The following is a 20,269-nucleotide window of genomic DNA, read 5'->3' on the forward strand; positions in this document are numbered from 1 at the left end:
GGCGGCGCGGTGTCCGGTCGGAGTCCATCGTGCCGGGGCGCCGGTCGTCGCCCGGCCGCGGGGTGCGGCCGGGTGAGCGTGCGGGTCAGCGCTGCTCGCCGTCCCGGGCCGCCGGCAGTCCCGGATCCAGCAGACCCAGGCCGTCGCTCAGCCGCCGCAGCGCGCGCACGGCGCGCCGGGTGGCCGGGTCTGCCGGCGCCGCGTCCAGCTGCTCCCGGACCTGCGCCGTCGCGTCGTCCTCGGCCGCGCGGCGGGGCGCACCGCTGGACAGGCTCGGCACCTCGCTGAGCCGGCGGGCCTGTCCGGCCAGGGCGGTGCAGACCTGTTCCAGCACCGGGTCGGGCCGCTCGGCGGAGACCGCACCGGCCAGAGTCCGGGCCGACGAGCCCACCGACGCCAGCACGGACATGCGGTGCCGCAGAGCGGTCCGGTCGGCCCCGAACAGTCGACCCCGGGTGGTGGCCCGCCGGATCCGGATCACCTGGCGACCGTCGGCGTCCAGCTCCAGGGCCAGGGTCAACGGGTCCCGCTCGGGCCGCCCGCCGCGCAGCACCTCGGCGCACGCCTCGAGCAGATCCGCCACCGTCCCCAGGAACGTCCGCCGCGCCTCCCGCAGCGTGGCCCCGCTGTGCGCCGGCAGCACGACGAGCGCGACGACGACACCGATGGCCGCTCCCGCGGCGGTCTCGAAGAGCCGGACGAGCAGCAGTGCGTCGCTGAAGGTGCCGAGCAGGGTGTACAGCTGCCCGAGCATCACCGTGATGAAGAAGACCATGGCCGTGGTCGACAAAGGTTGCGAGAAGAACGCCAGCCCGATGCACAGCAGGATCAGCAGCACCGCAGCCGCGGTGTGCCGGTCGGTGACGTTGGCCAGCGCCACGGCCGCGACCAGGCCGGCCAGCGTGCCGGTGATCCGGCCCACGCCCTTGGTGAGCGTCTCGCCGGAGGTGGCCGTTCCGGCGAAGCCGACGAAGGCGGCGATGACCGCCCAGTAGTAGCGCTGCCGCGAGATCAACTCGCCCACCAGGATCGACAGGCCGGCGGCGACCGAGGCCTGGATGGCCTGGCGGGTGGTCAGCAGCAACCGCGACGGCGAGAACCGCCCGGCGTCCTGGCGGATCACCGACTGCGCCGCCAGGGCAGCGGACCCGGGCAGGTTGCCGCCGATCAGCGTCACCACCGGCTCGAACTGGTCCTCGTCGTCCCAGCGGTCCTCGTCCGGCACGGCCCAGTCGCCGGTGTCCCAGCGGTGCACCGTGTGCAGCAGGAGCCCGGCGGCCGCGCCGAGCCGCCGGGCCGCGCCGGGCACCGACGCGCTGCCGGCCAGCCGCTCCGCGGCCCGGTCGGCCTCGGCGTAGTCGCCCCAGCCGAGCAGGTGCAGCACCTCGCGCACCTGCTCGCGGGTCAGCGGCGGCAGGTCCGGCCGGCTCTCGGCCAGCGTCACGGTCGCGCCGCACACCTCGTCCATGCCGATCTCGAGGTCGACGATCCAGCGGCGCAGCCGGTTGGGCGGGACACCGGAGGGCAGCGAGCGGCGGTCGCCCAGCTGCCCGTCGAACAGCAGGGCGGTCTCCGAGAGCTGCACCAGCGCCCGGCGGACCGCGCGGGGGGCGCCACGGTCGCCCGGGTCGGCCAGGACGTCGAGGGCGGCGGCGATGCCCGACCGGGCCCGCGCCCGGAGCGCGGCGACGATCCGGCGGAGCCGGTTGTGCGGGTCCTCGTGCAGCACGGTGAGCAGCAGCAGCAGCACCCACAGCCCGCTGGCCACGACGGCCAGCAGGAGGAACGGCAGCTGCCGGGTCGGCGGGTGCAGGAACAACGAGAAGAAGAACCCCTGCCAGAACAGGAAACCCAGGGTGAACCAGCGCGGTCCCCAGCGCCGGACGTAGACGGCGCCGAACGAGACCACCACGAACGCCGCGGATCCCAGGAGCGGGCGCTCCGCGGACAGCACGCCGACGGTCACGCCGCCGGCGGCCAGCACCGGGGAGGCCAGGCCGGTCCGCAGCACCACCGTCCGGTGCTGCTCGCGGATGCCGGTGGACATCAACATCGCCACCACGGCCCCGAGCAGCAGGAACGAGAGCACCGGCTGGCCGATCGCCGCGGCCAGCGCCCACTCCACCAGCAGCGTCGTGCCGACGGCCACGAACGCCCGGACGCCCTGCCGGAGCCGGGTGAAGCCGGGATCGGACGCGACGAACCGGTCCCGCAGGTCCCGCACCGAGTCCCGGAGCCGGTCGGTGGCGCTCGGCCGCGACGCCACGTGTCGGGCGCCGGGACGCCGCGGGTCGGCGCCGGCAGGGCCGCCCTCTCCCGACCGCGGGACGACCTCGCCGGACCGGGGGTCGCGGGCGCCGGACGGCGTGCCGGGCAGCAGGGAGGGCTCCGGTGCGCCGTCCCCAGCCGTGGCCGTCGCCCGGGTGGCCGACGCCGGGACCGCGCCGCGCGCGTCGCCGGCCGCGGACGGACCCGCGGCGTGGGACGACACGTCGGCCATGAGGTGCAGTGTCGCAGCCCCGGGGCCGGGCGGGTCCCGACCGGCGCCGCTCGAAGCCCGGCGGAACGCACCCAGCGATGCGCGGCTGCGGCCGGGCGAGCCGCACCATCCAGCCTCCGTGGCGGGCCGCAGCGTCGCACACCAGGCGTCCGTGCGTCCGCGGAGCAGCTCGCCTGCCGCCTGTGTCCCGTGACACTCGGCGCCGTCGAGAGCTGAGCCTGCCCTGACCTACAAGATCACTAAAACCGTCGTTGACGTGCAGTAAGGCAGTACTACCTTGCTGGCGGCCGACCGTCGGGCGCTCTACCGTGGGCCCGACACGGCTCGATGCCACGGCACCGGGGCCGGTTCCGCACCGGAACCTGCACCGGAATCCGCACCGGATCCGTACCGCCAGTGCCCCTCGCCCACGGACAACGGAGGACGTCATGACCGCCGCTCTCGAGATGCCGCCGATCACCGAGTGCACGGTGGCCGGCTGCTCGTACAACGACCACTCGTCGTGCCACGCCAAGGCCATCACCGTGCGCGCCGGCAGCTCCGCGGAGTGCGCCACGTTCATCCCGCTGGGCGCCAAGGGCGGCCTGCCCAAGGTGCGCGGGCAGGTCGGCGCCTGCCAGCGCGGCGACTGTGTGCACAACGAGTCGCTGGAGTGCACCGCCCCGTCGATCAGGGTGGGCGCGGGCGCGGACCCCGCGGACTGCCTGACCTACAGCAGCCGCTGAGGTCACCGGCCGCCGAGGCGCCAGCCGCCGAGCCGCCAGCCGCCGAGGCGCCAGCCGCCGAGCCGGTGGCCTCCGGGTGGTCCTGGCTCGTGAGGCGGGCGAGCGTCGGGCCGCGGCCCTACCATCGGCCGGTCCACACCCGCTCGCTCAGGGAGCTGCCCGTGGCCGAGGTCGCACTGTTCCACCACGCCCAGGGCCTGACGCCGGGTGTCACGGAATTCGCCGACCGGCTGCGCGGCGCCGGGCACCGCGTGCACACCCCGGACCTGTTCGAGGGCCGGACCTTCGACAGCCTCGAGGCGGGGATGGCCTACGTGGAGTCGGTGGGCTTCGGCGACATGATCGGGCGCGGTGCCGGTGCGGTCGAATCACTGCCCGCGGGCCTTGCCGTCATCGGTTTCTCGCTCGGTGTGCTGCCGGCGCAGTACCTGGCCCAGACCCGGCCGGGCGTGCGAGCCGCGGTGCTCTGCTACTCCTGCGTCCCGGTGACCGAGTTCGGCGCGGCCTGGCCGGCCGGGGTGCCGGTGCAGGTCCACGGGATGGACGCCGACCCGGTCTTCGTCGGGGAGGGTGACCTCGAGGCGGCCCGGGACCTCGTTGCCGGGGCCGACGACGGCGAGCTGTTCCTGTATCCCGGCGACCAGCACTACTTCGCCGACAGCTCCCTGCCGTCCTACGACGCCGCGGCGACCGACCTGCTGCTCGACCGGGTGCTGGGACTGCTGGCGCGGGTCTGACCGCAGGTCGGGCGCGCGGCCGGGGCCGGGACACCGCCGCCGACCGGGGTCATCCGCCGCCGGGCCCGTCCACGGCGAGCGGCAGCGTCGCCGGCGCGCCGAGCAGGTACGCCAGCAGCGCGGCGGCGATCGCTTCGGCGCAGAGCAGCCCCACCAGCACGACGATCTGGAACCGCGCTGCGTCCACCGCTCCGACACCGCCCAGCAACGCCCCGACGAACGCACCGGGCAGGGTCACCAGCCCGACGGTCCTGGTCTGGTCGAGCGCGGGTACCAGGGCCTCGTAGACGGCGCTTCGGGCGATCGGCCGGCAGGCCTGGCGGGGGGTGGCGCCCAGCGCGAGCGCGGCCTCGACCTCGTCGCGCCGGCGGACGAGGCCGTCCCGGAGACGGCGCCCGGCCAGCGTGCTGGCGGTCATCGTCCCGCCGACGACGATGCCCGACACCGCGACGAGGGTGCGGACGTCGCGGGACAGCACCGGGAGGCCGACGATGATCCCGATGGCCACCACCGCGCCGGCCGCGCAGGACAGCCCGACGGGCCGCAGCAGGGCGCGGCCGCCCAGCCGGCCGGCGGCCGTCCACACCGCCACCGAGAACATGACGGCGAGCACGGCGACCACGGCGGGCGGCGCGGTGAAGACGACCCGCAGCACGATGGCAACCAGCGCCAGTTGGCCGACGGCGCGCAGCACCGCCACCACCGCCGCCGCGCGGTGGCCGATGCCGCCCACGGACAGCACCGTGAGGGTGATCGCCAGCAGCACCACGACGCCGACCGCCAGCCGGACCCACTCGCCCACGACCGCCCTCCCCCGCTGCCGGCGGGCACCCAACGCCCGTCGGGGGTGACCCTGCCAGCCGACGGGTGGGCGAGGCGTCAGCGGGTCCGGCCGGCACCGCCCGATCCGGCGGCCGGCTCACGCGAGCCGGCCGCCGCGCGGCAGCCGTGCCGGTCGACAGCCGGGCGAGCCGCCGACGGCCCGCCGGCCGGGATGTCCAGGACCCGGCGTCACCGGGCCGAGCCGGGAGTCCGCCGGCCGACCTGCCGGCGGAGCTCGGCGTTCTCGTCCTGCAGGTCGAGCACCATGGCGACGCCGGCCAGGTTGAGCCCCGCGGACAGCAGGTCGCCGATCCGGCGCAGCCGGTCCAGGTCCGCGGCACTGTAGCGACGGGTGCCGCCGGCGGTGCGCCCCGGATCCACCAGGCCGCGCGCCTCGTACAGGCGCAGGTTCTGCACGCCCATCCCGACCAGCTCCGCGGCGACCGAGATCCCGTACACACCGAGGTCTCTCGAGGGGTCACCGATCGCCACGCCCGCCCACCCCTCCCGGCAGAAATCTCTTCCGACCACTTGCAGCAGCCTGCTGCCGAGGCTATAACAGAACCTGTAGCGGCCAATAGAGATCCGCTCCTTGGTCGCTCGGACAGCATCAGTGCTTGAGACGACGGAGGTGGACCATGCTGATGCGCACCGACCCGTTCCGTGAGCTCGACCGGCTGACCCAGCAGGTGTTCGGGACCAACGGCACCTCGGCGCGGCCGTCAGTGATGCCCATGGACGCATGGCGGGACGGCGAGCAGTTCGTCGTGGCGTTCGATCTTCCCGGGGTGGACGCCGACTCGATCGACCTGGACGTCGAGCGCAACGTGGTGACGGTGACGGCCCGGCGGCCGACGCTCGACCAGCAGACCGAGATGATCGCGGCGGAGCGCCCGAGAGGCGTCTTCAGCCGGCAGCTCATCCTCGGCGACAACCTGGACACCGAGCGGATCACCGCCCAGTACGACGCCGGCGTGCTCACCCTGCGGATCCCGGTGGCCGAACAGGCCAAGCCACGGAAGATCTCGGTGTCCAGCGGCGCCGGCGGCGCCAAGCAGGTGCTGGGCAAGGACCAGGACCGGACGGTGGACGCCGACCGGGAGCGCCAGGCGGTCAACGCCTGACGACGGCGGCCCGCCCGGATGGGCCGCTCGGCGAGGGGTGCGGGCGCCGCGGTTGCGGCGCCCGCACCGCGCTGTCGGAGCGCTGCTGGTGGCCAGTGCTCCCCCTGGCCGTGTCCGGCGTGACACGGCGGCCGAAGGCGGGTAGACCGGCTCCATGAGCATCCGCATCGAGATCGTCGACGGCCCGGCCGGCACGCAACAGGTCGACATGGACCAGCAGTCCTGGGAGCTGACCGACCTGGGTTCCGACTTCGACCTCGGTGGCGACACCTACATCAAGGTCAACGACGACCCGCCGCAGGCTCGATTGGTGCCGGTCGCCACCGACGCCTGAGCCGGCCGGCTCGCAACCCCGGCACCGGCGGTTTCCTCGGTAGATCCGCACGAGCACCTCCGTCCGATCCGGTGGCGAGCACCGGCCCAACCGGGAGGATGAGGGGCATGGCGCACATCCAGCGGTTCGATCATGTCGGGGTCACCGTCGCGGACCTCGAAGCAGCCACGGCGTTCTTCGTCGCGCTCGGTCTCGAGGTGGAGGGACGCACCCCGGTCGAGGGTGAGTTCATCGACACGGTGACCGGCATCCCCGGCGCCAGCACCGAGATCGTGATGCTGCGAACGCCCGACGGCGACACCAGTCTGGAGCTGTCGAGGTTCGTCCGGCCCGACGCCGTGCCCGGATCCCCGGACGCGATGGCCAACGTGCTGGGCCTACGCAGCCTGGCCTTCCAGGTCGACGACCTCGACGCCACCGTTGCCCAGGTCGCGGCCGACGGCCACCCGCTCGTCGGCGGCATCGGTGAGTACGAGAACGTCTGGCGGATGGCCTACGTGCGCGGGCCCGAGGGGATCATCGTGGCGCTCGCGGAGCGCATCGGCTGAAGTCCGGACGCACCGGACCTGCCGACGCGTGCCGTGACCGTGGAGCCTGCGGGGGCGCTGTCACGCCGCCCCGTCGTTCTGTCGGGATGACAGGATTTGAACCTGCGACCCCTTGACCCCCAGTCAAGTGCGCTACCAAGCTGCGCCACATCCCGGTCACCAACCCGGCGGACCGGGCCCGGACAGCCTACCTCAGGCGGGCCGGGTCCCGTCCAGCCGCGGGACCGCGGGGTGGGTCAGCGGCGCCGGCCACCGGCGGGGCCGCGCTTCTCCCGGACCCGGACGTTCACGCGCACCGGCGACCCGGAGAAGCCGAAGTCCTCGCGCAGCCGGCGCTCGACGAACCGCCGGTAGCCAGCCTCGAGGAAGCCGGTGGTGAACAGCACGAAGGTGGGCGGCCGGTGGCCGGCCTGGGTGGCGAACAGCACCCGCGGCTGGCGACCGCCGCGCACCGGCGGTGGGGTCGCCGCGATCAGCTCGCCGATCCAGGCGTTCAACCGGCCGGTCGGGATCCGCTTGTCCCACGACTCCAGCGCCGTGCGCAGCGCCGGCGCCAGCCGGTGCACCCCGCGGCCGGTCTGCGCGGAGATGTTGATCCGCTCCGCCCACGGCACCCGCACCAGGTCCCGCGCCAGCTCGCGCTCGATCTCGTACCGGCGGTCGGCATCGACCAGGTCCGCCTTGTTCATGGCGATGACCAGCGCCCGCCCGGAGTCGATGACCATGGTGATGACCCGCTGGTCCTGCTCGGTCAGCGGCTGTGACGAGTCGATCAGCACGATGGCGACCTCGGCCGCCTCCAGCGCCGACTGCGTGCGCAGCGACGCGTAGAACTCCATGCCCTTGGCGTGCGCCACCCGCCGCCGCAGGCCCGCCGTGTCCACGAAGCGCCACACCTGGCCGTCCAGCTCGACCAGGGAGTCGACCGGGTCGACCGTCGTCCCGGCCACCGCGTCCACCACCGACCGGCTCTCCCCGGTCAGCTTGTTCAGCAGCGACGACTTCCCCACGTTGGGCCTGCCCAGCAGCGCCACCCGCCGCGGACCCGTGGTGGCCCCGACGAACTCGGACGGCGCCTCCGGCAGGGCGTCGAGCATGGCGTCCAGCAGGTCGCCGGAGCCGCGGCCGTGCAGGGCGGACACCAGGTGCGGCTCCCCCAACCCCAGCCGCCAGAGCTCCGCCGCGTCGGCCTGGGTGCGCTCGTCGTCGACCTTGTTGGCCGCCAGCACCACCGGCCGCTTCGACCGGCGCAGGACCTTGGCGATGGCCTCGTCCGCGTCGGTCGCGCCCACCGACGCGTCCACCACGACGACGACCGCGTCGGTGGTCTGCATGGCCCGCTCGGCCTGCCGCGCCACCTCGACCTGCAGCCCCTCCGGGTCCGGCTCCCAGCCGCCGGTGTCCACGACGGTGAACCGCCGGCCGCGCCACAGCGCGTCGTAGGACACCCGGTCCCGGGTCACCCCGGGGACGTCCTGGACCACGGCCTCGCGGCGGCCGATGACCCGGTTCACCAGCGTCGACTTGCCGACGTTGGGCCGGCCGACGATGGCGATGGTGGGGACCGGCAGGTGCTCGCCCTCGTCGACCCCCTCCGCGTCGGCGTCCTCCCAGCCGGACCACTCGCTCTCGTCGGTCCAGGTGCCGTCGCTCTCGCCGGCCGCGGCGGTGTCGGGGTAGGTGTCCTCGCTCATGCCACGATCCTCCCCTGCTCGAAGGACCCGGCGGCGGTGCGGCTGTCCAGCTCGACCACCAGCGCGGCCAGGTGCTCGCGGACGAGGTCCGTCGCGGCCTGCACCGCCGCCCGCCCCGCGCCGACCGGCACCGCCACCGGCGTGCCGACCAGCACCCGGACCACGGGCCGCAGGCGGCGGCCGCGGCCGGCGGGGCGGGCCGTGCCGCGCACCGCGACGGGCACCACCTGGGCGCCGGCCCGGGCGGCCAGCCAGCCGGCACCGGAGAAGACGGAGGCGACGTTGCCGTCGCCACGGGTGCCCTCGGGGAACAGCCCGATGGCGCCGCCGGCCTTGAGCTGCGCCAGCGCCGCCATCAGGACGTCGCGGCTGGGCGCGTCCCGGTCGATCGAGTACTGGCCGACGTTGCGCAGCAGCCAGCCCAGCGGGCCGGTGACCGCCTCCGCCTTGATCAGGAACGACACCCGGCGCGGCAGCGCGCCGAACAGCACGGGCCCGTCGAAGAAGTTCATGTGGTTGGCGACGAACAGCACCGGGCCGGTCGCCGGCACCCGGTCCGTCCCGGCGATCCGCAGCCGGTACATCACCGCTGCGAGCACGATCCCGATCCGCCGGCCGCGGTCCATGCCCTTGCGGCCGGTGTGCGACGGCGTCGGGTCCGCCAGCGCCTCCAGCCGACCGAACCGCCGCAACTGGTACGGCACCCGGGGTCTCACCGGATGCCCCGCTCCGCCGCCAGTTCCAGCACGCGGGTCACCGTCTCGTCGATCTGCAACCCCGACGAGTCCACCAGCACCGCGTCGGCGGCGGCCTGCAGCGGCGCGTGGACGCGGCTGCTGTCCATCCGGTCCCGCCGCGCGAGATCCAGCGCCACAGAACCGACGTCGCCGGCGTCGGTGGTTCCGGCCGCGCGGTTCTGGCGGTGTCGGCGGCGCGCCCGCTCGCCCTCGTCGGCGGTCAGGTAGATCTTCAACGCCGCCTCGGGGACGATCACCGTGCCGATGTCCCGACCCTCGACGACCATCCGGCCCGACCGCGCCAGCCGGCGTTGCCGGTCCAGCAACCAGGACCGCACGGCGGGGTTGGCGGACACCGGCGTCACCGCGAAAGTGACCGCCTGGCTCCTGATCTCCTGCGTGACGTCCACGCCGGCACTGACCTGGCGCTGGTCCTCGGGGTCCGTCGGCGAGTCGAAGTCCAGGCGGGGCAAGAGGTCTGCCACCGCCGGCTGGTCCGCCGGATCCAGGCCGGCGCGCAGCACCTCGAGCGCGACGATCCGGTACATGGCCCCGGTGTCCAGGTAGCCGGCGTGCAGCGCCGCGGCCACGCGCCGCGACACCGTCGATTTGCCGGTCCCGCTGGGCCCGTCGATCGCGATCACGAAAGCACCGGCGACGCTTCCGGTTGCGCTCGCTGCGGCCGTCACAGCCCGACCGACTTGTACAGCAGGGAGATCTCCACCGGGTTCAGCCGGCGGAGCGTGCCGGGCCGCTGGTGGCCGAGCTGGACGTCGCCGATCCGGGTGCGGACCAGGCGGGACACCGGGTGGCCCACCTCGGCGAGCAGCCGCCGGACGATGTGCTTGCGACCCTCGTGCAGGACCACCTCGACCACCGCCCGCCCGCCGAGGACGTCGACCACCTCGAAGGAGTCGACCTTGACCGGGCCGTCCTCCAGTTCGATCCCGGCCCGCAGCCGGCGGCCGAGGTCGCGCGGCACCGGGCCGGGGATCTCGGCCATGTAGGTCTTCGACACCCCGTACGACGGGTGGGTCAGCCGGTGGGCCAGCTCGCCGTCGTTCGTCAGCAGCAGCAGCCCCTCGGAGTCCATGTCGAGCCGCCCGACGTGGAACAGCCGGGGCGGCTCGTCGGCGTCCCGCGCCCACTGCCGGACCAGGTCGCCGATCGTCGGCCGGCCGCGGTCGTCGGACATGGTCGACAGCATCCCGGGCATCTTGTTCAGGGCGAGGTAGATCTGGTCGTCCCGCAGCACGACCCGGTCGCCGTCGACGTGCACGACGGCGTTCGCGGGATCTATCCGCACGCCCATCTCGCGGACGGTGACGCCGTCCACCTTGACCCGGCCGGCGCGGATCAACTCCTCGGCCTTGCGGCGGCTGGCCACTCCGGCCGCCGCCAGGACCTTCTGCAGCCGGACGCCGTCGCCGTCGTCGTCGAGCTCGGGGATGCTGTCCGGTCGCGGTCGCGCCGACGGCGGTCGCGCAGCCCCCCGCCGGGAGGAGCCGCCGCCCTTGCGGCCGCCGCGCGCCTCAGACATCGTCCACCGCGTCCACGTCCGGGAGCAGGGGTCCGAGAGAGGGCAGCTCGTCCAGCGCCGTGAGACCCATCCGCTCCAGGAACAGCTCGGTGGTGGCGTAGAGCACGCCACCCGTGTCGGGGTCGGTGCCGGCCTCCGCGATCAACCCGCGGGACGCCAGCGTGCGGATCACGCCGTCCACGTTGACGCCGCGGACGCCGGAGATGCGCGCCCGGGTGACCGGCTGCCGGTACGCGATGACGGCCAGCGTCTCCAGCGCTGCCCGGGAGAGCCGGGCGTGCTGCCCGTCGAGCACGAACCGCTCCACGACCGGGGCGAACCGGTCCCGGGTGTACATCCGCCAGCCACCGCCGGAGAACCGCAGGTCGATCCCGGAGCCGCGCTCGGCATAGCCGGCGGCCAGCTCCCGGACCACCGCGGCCACCTGCTCCACCGGCCGGTCGACCGCGGCCGCCAGCGACTCCTCGGTCACCGGGCTGTCCACGATCAGCAGCACGGCCTCCAGGGCGGCCGGCACCTCGTCGTCGGCGACCGACGGCGACTCGACCGCGGCGTCGGCGGAGTCGGCGGTTCCGACAGTGCCGACATTTTCGGCGATGTCGACAGTGTCAGCGGTCTCGACAGTGTCGACAGTATCGGCGGTCTCGACAGTATCGGCGGTCTCGACAGTGCCGGCGGTCTCGACAGTGTCGACACTGTCGCCGGGCTCTGCCTGCTCGGCGGTCGCGGTCCGGGCGTCGTCGGCAGCGGCAGCGGCAGCGGCAGCGGCGGAGGTCACCGGACCGCCGGATTCCGGATCCGGGCCCGGCGGCGACTCGGGCCGCACCGGCTGGGTGGTGGTCACTCGTACTCCTCGGGTCGGTCGCCCGCCGGGTCGCCGGCGGCCTCGTCGGTCGGTCCGGTCCACCGGACGGTCAACAACCCCAACGGCTCCCGCTGGTCGAACACCACGGACGACTCCCGGTACAGGTGCAGCAGGCCGAGGAAACGGGCGACCACCTCGAGCGTGCGGGTGCACTCGGCGACCAGCTCGCCGAACGTCGCCTGCTCGCGGTCGCGCAACAGGGTGCGGATCGCCGCGGTGTGGTCGGCGACGGACACCGTCGACGTGTGGATGTGCGCCAGCGAGACCTCGGGCACCGGCCGGGGGGCGAACGCCTGCACCGCCAGCTGCGCGAACCGCTCGGCGGACAGACCGATCCGCACCTGCGGCAGCAGTCCGAGGTAGCGCGGTTCCAGGGTGACGGCCCGCGGATAGCGGCGGGGTGCGGCGGCCTCCAACTCGGCGAACAGCGCCGCGACCTGCTGGTAGGCGCGATAGGCCAGCAGCCGGGCGAACAACAGGTCGCGTGCCTCCAGGACGGCGAGATCCTCGTCGCCGTCCTCCTCGTGCTGCGGCAGCAGCCGCGCGGCCTTGATGTCCAGCAGGGTGGCGGCGACGACCAGGAACTCGGTCACCACGTCGAGGTCGGCGCGGTCGCCGAGATCGGCGAGGTAGGCCAGGAACTCGTCGGTCACCTGGGACAGCGCCACCTCGGTGACGTCCATCCGGCGCGCGCCGATGAGCTGCTGCAGCAGGTCGAACGGTCCCTCGAAGTTCGAGAGCCGGACGTGGAAGCCCGGGACCTGACCGTCGGCGGCACGCCCGGCCGGACCGGTCGTCCCGGTCGGCTCCCCGCCGGCCACCGCGGCGTCCGCCGGGTCCTCGGGCGCGTGCTGCAGCGGGGCGGGGGCGTCCCGGAGGCTCGCCGCCGCGCGGGTCATCCCGCGATCACTTCCCGGGCCAGGGACCGGAACGCCTGCGCCGCTGCCGATGTCGGGGCGTACGAGGTGATCGGCTCACCGGCCACGGTGGTCTCCGGGAACTTGACCGTCCGGGAGATCACCGTGTCGTACACCTGGTCGCCGAAGCGCTGGACCAGCATGGCGACCACGTCCCGGGCGTGCACCGTGCGCCCGTCGAACATGGTCACCAGCACGCCGTCCACCCGCAGGTCCGGGTTGATCCGGTCCTTGACCTTGTCGACGGTGTCGACCAGCAGGGCCACCCCGCGCAGCGAGAAGAACTCGGCGGCCACCGGCATGATCACGCCGTGCGCGCAGGCCAGCGCGTTGACCGTCAGCAGGCCGAGCGACGGCTGGCAGTCGACGAGGATGTAGTCGTAGGCGTGCACCACCGGCCGCAGCGCCCGGGCCAGGGTGTGCTCGCGCCCCACCTCGTTGATCAGCTGCACCTCGGCGGCCGAGAGGTCGATGTTGGCCGGGATGAGGTCCATGCCGGGCACCCGGGTCGGCATCAGGACGTCGGTGATGGCGGTCTGCCGCTCGAGCATCAGGTTGTAGACGGTGCGCTCGAGCTCGTGCGACGGCACGCCCAGGCCCGCGGACAGCGCGCCCTGCGGATCGAGGTCGACCAGCAGCACCCGCCGCCCGTACTCGGCCAGCGCCGCGCCGAGGTTGAGCGTCGAGGTGGTCTTGCCGACGCCGCCCTTCTGGTTGCACATGGCGATGATCCGGGCGGGTCCGTGGCTGGTGAGCGGACGGACCTCGGGACGCAACCGCGGCGGCCGCCCCGTCGGGCCCGGCTCGCCGCCGCGGGCACCGACCGGTTCGTCGAACAGCAGGCCCGCCGGCGCAGCCGCAGGCTCGCTCGCCGCCTGGTCCGCGGCCGGTGCAGGGGCCGGCGCGTCACCCGGGGACCCGAGGTCCGTGGCCGCCGCGGATCCGTCGGCCGACGGCGCCGGGTCGACAGAGCTCTCCCCCGCCGCGTCGTCGGTGGCGCCGGTCGCCGGGTCGGCGGGCTGCTCGGGGATCGCCGGACGGAAGGCGGTGGGATCGGCTGGTTCCGTGGGCTGGGTGATCGGGACGTCGCTACCCGTGACACCGCCGTCGTCCGCCGCCCACTCCTGGCGGGCGGCACCGGAGGCGACGATCCACTCCGCGTCGTCCGGTGCGCTCATCGGTGCGACAGACTCCCTGCTCTCCGGTCGTCCTCCCGACGACGCCGCCCAGCCTATTCGGCGCGGGGCTCCGCGACCACCTCGACCCACCGGGCGGCGGGCGACCGGCGGGCCGACGCGCCGGTGGCAGACTGGTGGGCCGCCGCCGCCCGCCCCGCGGGCGGCCGATCGCAGGGAGCCGCCATGACCGTCGTCGCCGACCAGCAGGTGCAAGGGATCGACCCGCGGACCGGCCGGCCCGTCGGTCATCCGGTGCCGGCGACCACGGCGGACGCGGTGGACACCGCGGTGCGCGCGGCCGCGGCGGCCGGGGAGCGGTGGGCCGCGACGCCCGCCCCGCAGCGGGCCGGGGTGCTGGAGGCGGTGGCCGACGCGCTGGACGCCGAGCGCGACGCCCTGGTGGCCGCGGCCGACCGGGAGACCGCGCTCGGCACCACCCGGCTCACCGGCGAGGTCGCCCGCACCACCGGTCAGCTGCGGATGTTCGCGGGAGTGCTGCGGGACGGCGGCTTCCTCGACGCGGTGCTGTCGCCGGCCGACGCCGCCGCCGGCACGCCGGACCTGCGTCGCATGCGGATCCCGGTCGGGCCGGTCGGCGTGTGGTCGGCGAGCAACTTCCCGTTCGCGTTCTCGGTAGCCGGCGGCGACACCGCGTCGGCGCTGGCGGCGGGCTGCGGCGTCGTGGTCAAGGCGCACGAGGCGCACCCGGAGACGTCCGAGGCCACCGCCGCGGTGCTGCGGACCGCGCTCACGGCCGCCGGCGCTTCCGACGGGCTGGTGGGCCTGGTCCACGGGCGGGAGGCGGGCGTGGCGCTCGTCGACCACCCGCTGCTGCGGGCGGCCGGCTTCACCGGCTCCCAGCGCGGCGGCCGGGCACTCGCCGACCGGGCCGCCGCCCGACCGCGGCCGATCCCGTTCTACGGCGAGCTCGGCAGCGTCAACCCGGTGATCGTGACCCGCGCCGCGGCCCGGGCGCGCCGGGACGAGATCGCCACCGGGTACGCCGCGTCCCTGACGCTCGGCGCCGGCCAGTTCTGCACGAATCCCGGCCTGCTGGTCGTCCCCGACGACGCCGAGCTGCTCGCCGCCGTCGCCGCGGCGGTCTCCGGTACCGCCGGGGCACCGATGCTCACCCCGCGGATGGCGGACACGTACCGGGACACCGTCCAGCAGCGGTCCGCACTGGACACGCTGGCCACCGGGCGGCCTGGTGACGGCCCGCAGGCACCGGCGCCGGCGACCTGGACGGTGCCGGTCCCGCGCCTGCTCGCCGAACCGGACCTCGGCGAGGAGGTGTTCGGACCGGCCGGCCTGGTGGTCACCTACCGGGACGAGTCCGAACTGGCCGAGCTGGCCGGTGACCTGGACGGTTCGCTGACCGCGACCGTGCACGCCGAACCCGGGGACCGGGAGCTGGTCGCCGGGCTGCTGCCGGTGCTGCAGCGACGGGCCGGGCGGCTCATCTACAACGGGTGGCCGACCGGCGTCGCGGTCAACTGGGCGCAGCACCACGGCGGCCCCTGGCCGGCGACGAACGCTCCCGGGTTCACGTCGGTGGGCGCGCGGGCCATCGATCGGTGGCTGGTCCCGGTCGCCTACCAGGGCTTCCCCGACGAACTGCTGCCGCCGGAACTGGCCGAGGCCAACCCCTACGGCATCCCGCGGACCGTGCAGCCGGGTCGCTGACCCGCGCCGGCCCTCCGCGGACGCCGCTCTGGGCGGCGTCCGCGGACGCGGTCCCGACGGCGTCCGCGGACGCGGTCCCGCCTCCGTCCGCGGACGCGGCGCTCAGAGGATCGGGTTGCCGCCGGTGACCGCGACGCGGGCTCCGGAGATGTAGCTGCCGTCGTCGCTGGCCAGCAGCACGTAGACCGGCGCGAGTTCGGCCGGCTGCCCCGCCCGACCGAGAGGTACCTGCCCGCCGAAGCTCTCGACCTTCTCCTCCGGCATGGTGGCGGGAATCAGCGGCGTCCAGACCGGGCCCGGCGCGACACTGTTGGCACGGATGCCCCTCTCACCCAGCAGCTGCGCCAGGCTCGCCGAGAAGTTGGCGATGGCAGCCTTCGTCGCCGCGTACGGCGCGAGCGTCGGCGACGGCATGTCCGAGTTCACCGACGAACTGCCGATGATCGACGACCCCGGCGACATGTGCGGCAGCGCCGCCTTCACCAGCCAGAAGTACGCATGGATGTTCGTGGCGAAGGTGTACTCCCACTCGTCGTCCGAGATCTCGTCGAGCGACTCGTGGTTCATCTGGTACGCCGCGTTGTTGACCAGGATGTCGACCTTGCCGAACTCCTGCACCGCCCGGTCGACGATGGCCCGGCAGTGCTCGGCCTTGGACAGATCGCCCGGCACCAGCACGGCCTTGCGGCCCGCCTGCTCGACGTAGCGGGCGGTGTCCTGGGCGTCCTCGTCCTCGGACAGGTAGGAGATGAGGACGTCGGCGCCCTCCCGGGCGAAGGCGATCGCCACGGCCCGGCCGATGCCGCTGTCGCCGCCGGTGATGATCGCTGCCTTGCCGGTCAGCTTGCCGGTGCCGCGGTAGCTCTCCTCGCCGCAGTCCGGCTTCGGCGTCATCTCACCCTGGACGCCCGGGGTGTCCTGCTGCTGCGCGGGCTGGTTCATCTGTGCTCCTCGACTCGTGGACCGCGGGCCGCCACCGCGTCCGCGCCCGCCTCCATACCGTGCGAGCACGCGGACGAATGCGACCCCCGCGGTCGCCTCGGCCGGCCCACCGTCCCGGTGCCCGGTCGGCACCGCGGCCAACCGCATCCGACCGTGCCGACAGCGCCGACAGCGCCGACCGCGTGCCGACCGTGCCGCCGGTCCGTTGCCGGCTGGGCCGCGGGCTCAGCGCGCCCGCGGGTGCGCCAGGGCGTACACCTCGCGCAGCGCGTCCACCGTCACGAGGGTGTAGATCTGCGTGGTCGTCACCGACGCGTGGCCGAGCAGCTCCTGCACGGTCCGCACGTCGGCGCCGCCCTCGAGCAGGTGGGTGGCGAACGAGTGGCGCAGCGTGTGCGGGGAGACCGGCACGTCGACGCCGGCCCGCTCGGCGGCCTCGCCGAGGACCTGCCACGCCGACTGCCGGGACAGCCGGCCGCCGCGGGCGTTGAGGAAGACGGCGGGGGTGCCGCGACCGCGGGCCGCCAGTGCCGGGCGGCCGCGGACCAGGTACGCCGACAGCGCGGCGGCCGCGTACGACCCGACGGGCACGATCCGCTCCTTGGACCCCTTGCCGAACAGCCGGATCATGCCCGCGGTGTCCACCTCGGCGGCGTCGTCCAGGTCCAGGCCGATCGCCTCGGAGATGCGCGCGCCGGTGCCGTAGAGCAGTTCGAGCAGGGCCCGGTCGCGCAGCGCCCGCGGGTCGTCGCCGGTGACGGACTCCAGGATCGCCGCGACCGCCTCCACCCCGAGGGCCTTGGGCAGTCGACGGGCCGCCTGCGGCGGGTGCACGTCCCGGGACGGGTCCTGGGCCGCCAGCCCCTCGGCCAGCAGGAAGCGGTGCCAGCCGCGGACGGCCACCACCGCCCTGGCGGCGGACGACGGTGCCAGCGGCGGGCGACCGGCGCCGCCGAGCCGGAGCTCGGTCAGGTGCGCGGAGACGTCGGCGGCCCCGACCTCGGCGATGTCGGTGCGACCGAGCCGGGCCAGGAACTCGACGTAGCGGCGCAGGTCCCGGCGGTAGGACAGCAGGGTGTTTCGGGCGGCACCGCGCTCCACCGCCAGGTGGTCGAGGTAGCCGCGCAGGGCCCGCTCGAGCGCGGCCGGCACCTCGACGGGCGGGTCGCCGGCGACGACGTCGGCGGCGGTGCCGCCCACCTCAGTTCCCCGCGACTGTGCCGAGCTCCGGGGCCGCGATCGGCGCCGGCGGCGCCGCGGGCGGGGTGTCCGCGGCGCCGGCGGACAGCGGACCGTGCAATGCCGGCCCGGCGCCGGCGCCCCACGGCGCCTCGGCCGGCCGCAGCGATCCTGGATCGCGCAGCGCCGCGGCCGCGGCCAGCAGACCGACCACCGCGGAGGCGTTGACGATCCGGCCGTCGGCCACTGCCGCCAGCGCCTGCGACAGCGGAACCTTGACGATGCGCAGATCGGCTTCCTCGTCGAGCATCTCGCTGCGGCCGACCTCGGTCAGGCCGCGCGCCAGGTAGACCCGGATGACCTCGTCGCAGAATCCCGGCGAGGGCACCATGTCCACCAGCGTGTGCCAGTCGGCGGCGGCCAGTCCGGTCTCCTCCGCCAGCTCGCGGCGGGCTGCCGCCAGCGGTGCCTCCCGGTCGACGTCCATCAGACCGGCGGGCAGCTCCCAGAGCTTGCGGCGCAGGGGGTGCCGGTACTGCTCGATGAGCACCACCGCCGGGTCCTGGGTCGACGGGGCGCCGGTGCCGTCCTCCCCCGGGTCGCCCGACGGCGCCGGGACCTCGAGGGCGACGACGGCGACGGCGCGGTCGTGCTCGACCAGCTCGCGGACGGCCGTGCCGCCGCCGGGCATGACCACGTCGTCCACCCGGACCGCCATGACCCGACCGCGGAACTCGCGCCGGCTGCGCAGCACGGTGTACGGCGCGGCACCGTCGACCTCGGTGACCTCGGCAGTGGTTCCGGCGGCAGCTGCGGGGCCGGCCGGGGTGTCTGCGGTGGTGGGGGCGGCGTCGGGCCCCGTCATCGGGAGACCGTGCTGTAGACCGCGTCCCGGCCGCCCACGGGCACCGCCTCGCCGGCGGCCTCCCCCCACCCGGCGGCGTCCGTGTCGGTGGCGCCGGCCGGCCTGTCGTCGGCCGCTGCGGCGCCGTCCCCGGACCGCTGCGACCCCTCCGCGCGGACGTCGTCGATCGGCAGCCGCTCGGACTCCAGGTAGTCCAGCGCGGCCCGCACGAACCCGGCGAACAAGGGGTGCGGCCGGGTGGGCCGCGACTTGAACTCCGGGTGGGCCTGGGTGGCCACCATGAACGGGTGCTGCTCACGGTCGAGCTCGACGAACTCGACCAGCGTCCCGCTCGGCGACGTGCCGGTCATCAGCAGGCCCGCCGCCTCGAGCTGCTCACGGTAGGCGTTGTTGACCTCGTAGCGGTGGCGGTGCCGCTCGGTCACCGTGGACGCCCCGTAGATCTCCTCGACCAGCGAGCCCCCGCGCAGCACGGCCGGGTAGGAGCCCAGCCGCATGGTGCCGCCCATGTCGCGGCCGCCGGCGACCACGTCCTCCTGGTCGGCCATCGTGGAGATGACCGGATCGGCCGCGTTGACGTCGAACTCGGACGAGTTGGCACCCCCGAGACCGGCCAGGTTGCGGGCCGACTCGATCACCATGCACTGCAGGCCCAGGCACAGGCCGAGCACCGGGATCCGGTTGACCCGGGCGTACGTGATGGCGCCGATCTTGCCCTCGATGCCGCGCACCCCGAACCCGCCGGGGACGAGCACGCCCTGCACGTCCCCCAGCGCCGCCGCAGCGCCCTGCGGCGTGCGGCAGTCGTCGGACGGGACCCAGACGATGTCGACCTTGGCGCGGTGGGCGAAGCCGCCGGCCCGCAGCGCCTCGGTGACCGACAGGTACGCGTCGGGCAGGTCGACGTACTTGCCGACCAGGGCGATCCGGACGGTCTCCGCCGGGTGGTGCACGCGGTCCAGCAGGTCGCCCCACAGGGTCCAGTCGACGTCCTTGAACGACAGGTTGAGCCGGCGCACCACGTAGGCGTCCAAGCCCTCCTGGTGCAGCACCTTGGGGATGTCGTAGATCGACGGCGCGTCCGGGGTGGCGACCACGGCTTCCGCGTCGACGTCGCACATCAACGAGATCTTCCGCTTGAGCGGCTCGGGGATCTCCCGGTCCGAGCGGCAGACCAGCGCGTCGGGCTGGATGCCGATGTTGCGCAGCGCGGCCACCGAGTGCTGGGTGGGCTTGGTCTTGAGCTCACCGGACGGCGCCAGGTAAGGCACCAGCGAGACGTGCAGGAAGAAGACATGGTCGCGGCCGACGTCGTGGCGGACCTGCCGGGCCGCCTCCAGGAACGGCAGCGACTCGATGTCGCCGACCGTGCCGCCGATCTCGGTGATCACCACGTCGGGCGCCTGGCCGTCCGGCCCCGGCGCCGCCATGGCGGTGATCCGGTCCTTGATCTCGTTGGTGATGTGCGGGATGACCTGCACGGTGTCGCCGAGGTATTCGCCGCGCCGCTCCCGGGCGATGACCCGCGAGTACACCTTGCCGGTGGTCACGTTCGCGTCGGCGGACAGCTCGCGGTCCAGGAACCGCTCGTAGTGCCCGATGTCCAGGTCGGTCTCGGCGCCGTCCTCGGTGACGAAGACTTCGCCGTGCTGGAACGGGTTCATCGTCCCGGGGTCGACGTTGATGTACGGGTCCAGCTTCTGCATGGTCACCCGCAGGCCGCGCGAGGTCAGCAGCCGGCCGAGGCTCGAGGCGGTCAGACCCTTGCCGAGTGAGGAGGCGACACCTCCGGTGACGAAGATGTGCTTGGTGGTCCGCACCGGCTGGGGCAAGGCGACTCCCGTGGCTCGACACCTGCTGCGCGGACGGCGTCGGC

Annotated in this window: 20 protein-coding genes and 1 tRNA gene; 6 read left to right on the forward strand and 15 right to left on the reverse strand. The window is 74.5% G+C overall.

From position 1 onward, the window contains the following. Nucleotides 1-85 precede the first annotated feature (85 nt). On the reverse strand, nucleotides 86-2,500 hold the full coding sequence (locus IEY37_RS17915; protein ID WP_188944049.1) for an FUSC family protein: 2,415 nt from the start codon (nucleotides 2,498-2,500) through the stop codon (nucleotides 86-88). Nucleotides 2,501-2,928: 428 nt separating this feature from the next. On the opposite strand from IEY37_RS17915, the gene IEY37_RS17920 reads away from it, so the two are divergent. Both IEY37_RS17920 and IEY37_RS17925 read left to right on the forward strand, forming a co-directional pair. Next, on the forward strand, nucleotides 2,929-3,225 hold the full coding sequence (locus IEY37_RS17920; RefSeq protein ID WP_188944051.1) for a DUF1540 domain-containing protein: 297 nt from the start codon (nucleotides 2,929-2,931) through the stop codon (nucleotides 3,223-3,225). Between the two features lie 161 nt (nucleotides 3,226-3,386). Then, nucleotides 3,387-3,962: a dienelactone hydrolase family protein gene (locus IEY37_RS17925; protein WP_188944053.1), complete on the forward strand. Its 576-nt coding sequence runs from the start codon at nucleotides 3,387-3,389 to the stop codon at nucleotides 3,960-3,962. 49 nt (nucleotides 3,963-4,011) lie between these two features. Here the strand turns inward: IEY37_RS17925 and IEY37_RS17930 are convergent, their stop codons facing one another. Further along, nucleotides 4,012-4,764, reverse strand: a complete 753-nt coding sequence (locus IEY37_RS17930) for an ABC transporter permease (RefSeq protein WP_188944055.1) — start codon at nucleotides 4,762-4,764, stop codon at nucleotides 4,012-4,014. A 209-nt stretch (nucleotides 4,765-4,973) separates the two neighbouring features. Then, entirely contained in the window at nucleotides 4,974-5,315 is a 342-nt protein-coding gene (locus IEY37_RS17935) for a MerR family transcriptional regulator (protein ID WP_229674607.1), read from the reverse strand. 107 nt (nucleotides 5,316-5,422) lie between these two features. Here IEY37_RS17935 and IEY37_RS17940 point away from each other — a divergent pair, with 107 nt between their 5' ends. The 3 genes from IEY37_RS17940 (at nucleotide 5,423) to IEY37_RS17950 (ending at nucleotide 6,790) form a co-directional block, all read left to right on the forward strand. Then, nucleotides 5,423-5,908: an Hsp20/alpha crystallin family protein gene (locus IEY37_RS17940; RefSeq protein ID WP_188944057.1), complete on the forward strand. Its 486-nt coding sequence runs from the start codon at nucleotides 5,423-5,425 to the stop codon at nucleotides 5,906-5,908. 154 nt (nucleotides 5,909-6,062) lie between these two features. Beyond that, nucleotides 6,063-6,242 carry a hypothetical protein gene (locus tag IEY37_RS17945; protein WP_188944059.1) on the forward strand — a complete coding sequence of 60 codons (180 nt, stop codon included), beginning with the start codon at nucleotides 6,063-6,065 and terminating at the stop codon, nucleotides 6,240-6,242. Between the two features lie 107 nt (nucleotides 6,243-6,349). After that, complete coding sequence (locus IEY37_RS17950) at nucleotides 6,350-6,790, forward strand: VOC family protein (protein ID WP_188944061.1); 441 nt, start codon at nucleotides 6,350-6,352, stop codon at nucleotides 6,788-6,790. Between the two features lie 81 nt (nucleotides 6,791-6,871). Here the strand turns inward: IEY37_RS17950 and IEY37_RS17955 are convergent. The 8 genes from IEY37_RS17955 to IEY37_RS17990 form a co-directional block, all read right to left on the reverse strand. Continuing rightward, nucleotides 6,872-6,945 (reverse strand) — tRNA-Pro (locus IEY37_RS17955). Nucleotides 6,946-7,026: 81 nt separating this feature from the next. Continuing rightward, nucleotides 7,027-8,484 (reverse strand): ribosome biogenesis GTPase Der, encoded by a 1,458-nt coding sequence (gene der, locus IEY37_RS17960; RefSeq protein ID WP_188944063.1) that lies wholly within the window; start codon nucleotides 8,482-8,484, stop codon nucleotides 7,027-7,029. Continuing rightward, nucleotides 8,481-9,200 (reverse strand): lysophospholipid acyltransferase family protein, encoded by a 720-nt coding sequence (locus tag IEY37_RS17965; RefSeq protein WP_229674608.1) that lies wholly within the window; start codon nucleotides 9,198-9,200, stop codon nucleotides 8,481-8,483. The genes der and IEY37_RS17965 overlap by 4 nt, the downstream gene beginning before the upstream one ends. Beyond that, the gene (cmk, locus tag IEY37_RS17970) at nucleotides 9,197-9,865 is read right to left on the reverse strand and encodes a (d)CMP kinase (protein WP_188944065.1); all 669 of its coding nucleotides are present in this window, start codon (nucleotides 9,863-9,865) and stop codon (nucleotides 9,197-9,199) included. The genes IEY37_RS17965 and cmk overlap by 4 nt, the downstream gene beginning before the upstream one ends. A 41-nt stretch (nucleotides 9,866-9,906) precedes the next feature. Then, entirely contained in the window at nucleotides 9,907-10,761 is an 855-nt protein-coding gene (locus IEY37_RS17975; RefSeq protein ID WP_188944067.1) for a pseudouridine synthase, read from the reverse strand. Further along, nucleotides 10,754-11,605 carry an SMC-Scp complex subunit ScpB gene (scpB, locus tag IEY37_RS17980; RefSeq protein WP_229674609.1) on the reverse strand — a complete coding sequence of 284 codons (852 nt, stop codon included), beginning with the start codon at nucleotides 11,603-11,605 and terminating at the stop codon, nucleotides 10,754-10,756. Before scpB ends, IEY37_RS17975 begins: the two co-directional genes overlap by 8 nt. Beyond that, nucleotides 11,602-12,525 (reverse strand): segregation and condensation protein A, encoded by a 924-nt coding sequence (locus IEY37_RS17985; protein ID WP_188944069.1) that lies wholly within the window; start codon nucleotides 12,523-12,525, stop codon nucleotides 11,602-11,604. The genes scpB and IEY37_RS17985 overlap by 4 nt, the downstream gene beginning before the upstream one ends. Further along, a complete protein-coding gene (locus IEY37_RS17990; protein ID WP_373298386.1) occupies nucleotides 12,522-13,385 on the reverse strand; it encodes a ParA family protein in 864 nt (287 codons plus the stop codon). Before IEY37_RS17990 ends, IEY37_RS17985 begins: the two co-directional genes overlap by 4 nt. A gap of 519 nt (nucleotides 13,386-13,904) precedes the next feature. On the opposite strand from IEY37_RS17990, the gene IEY37_RS17995 reads away from it, so the two are divergent. Further along, nucleotides 13,905-15,407 carry an aldehyde dehydrogenase (NADP(+)) gene (locus IEY37_RS17995; RefSeq protein WP_188944073.1) on the forward strand — a complete coding sequence of 501 codons (1,503 nt, stop codon included), beginning with the start codon at nucleotides 13,905-13,907 and terminating at the stop codon, nucleotides 15,405-15,407. 102 nt (nucleotides 15,408-15,509) lie between these two features. Here the strand turns inward: IEY37_RS17995 and IEY37_RS18000 are convergent, their stop codons facing one another. The 4 genes from IEY37_RS18000 to pyrG form a co-directional block, all read right to left on the reverse strand. Then, nucleotides 15,510-16,349 (reverse strand): SDR family oxidoreductase, encoded by an 840-nt coding sequence (locus IEY37_RS18000; RefSeq protein WP_188944075.1) that lies wholly within the window; start codon nucleotides 16,347-16,349, stop codon nucleotides 15,510-15,512. Between the two features lie 225 nt (nucleotides 16,350-16,574). Then, on the reverse strand, nucleotides 16,575-17,549 hold the full coding sequence (xerD, locus tag IEY37_RS18005) for a site-specific tyrosine recombinase XerD (protein WP_308426407.1): 975 nt from the start codon (nucleotides 17,547-17,549) through the stop codon (nucleotides 16,575-16,577). A gap of 1 nt (nucleotide 17,550) precedes the next feature. Next, a complete protein-coding gene (locus IEY37_RS18010) occupies nucleotides 17,551-18,246 on the reverse strand; it encodes an NUDIX domain-containing protein (RefSeq protein ID WP_373298388.1) in 696 nt (231 codons plus the stop codon). Nucleotides 18,247-18,389: 143 nt separating this feature from the next. Then, nucleotides 18,390-20,225, reverse strand: coding sequence for a CTP synthase (pyrG, locus tag IEY37_RS18015; protein ID WP_268238030.1), 1,836 nt, complete (start codon nucleotides 20,223-20,225; stop codon nucleotides 18,390-18,392). Between the last annotated feature and the right edge of the window lie 44 nt (nucleotides 20,226-20,269).

Origin of the sequence: Nakamurella endophytica (genome assembly GCF_014646215.1) — a bacterium.
Lineage (GTDB): Bacteria > Actinomycetota > Actinomycetes > Mycobacteriales > Nakamurellaceae > Nakamurella > Nakamurella endophytica.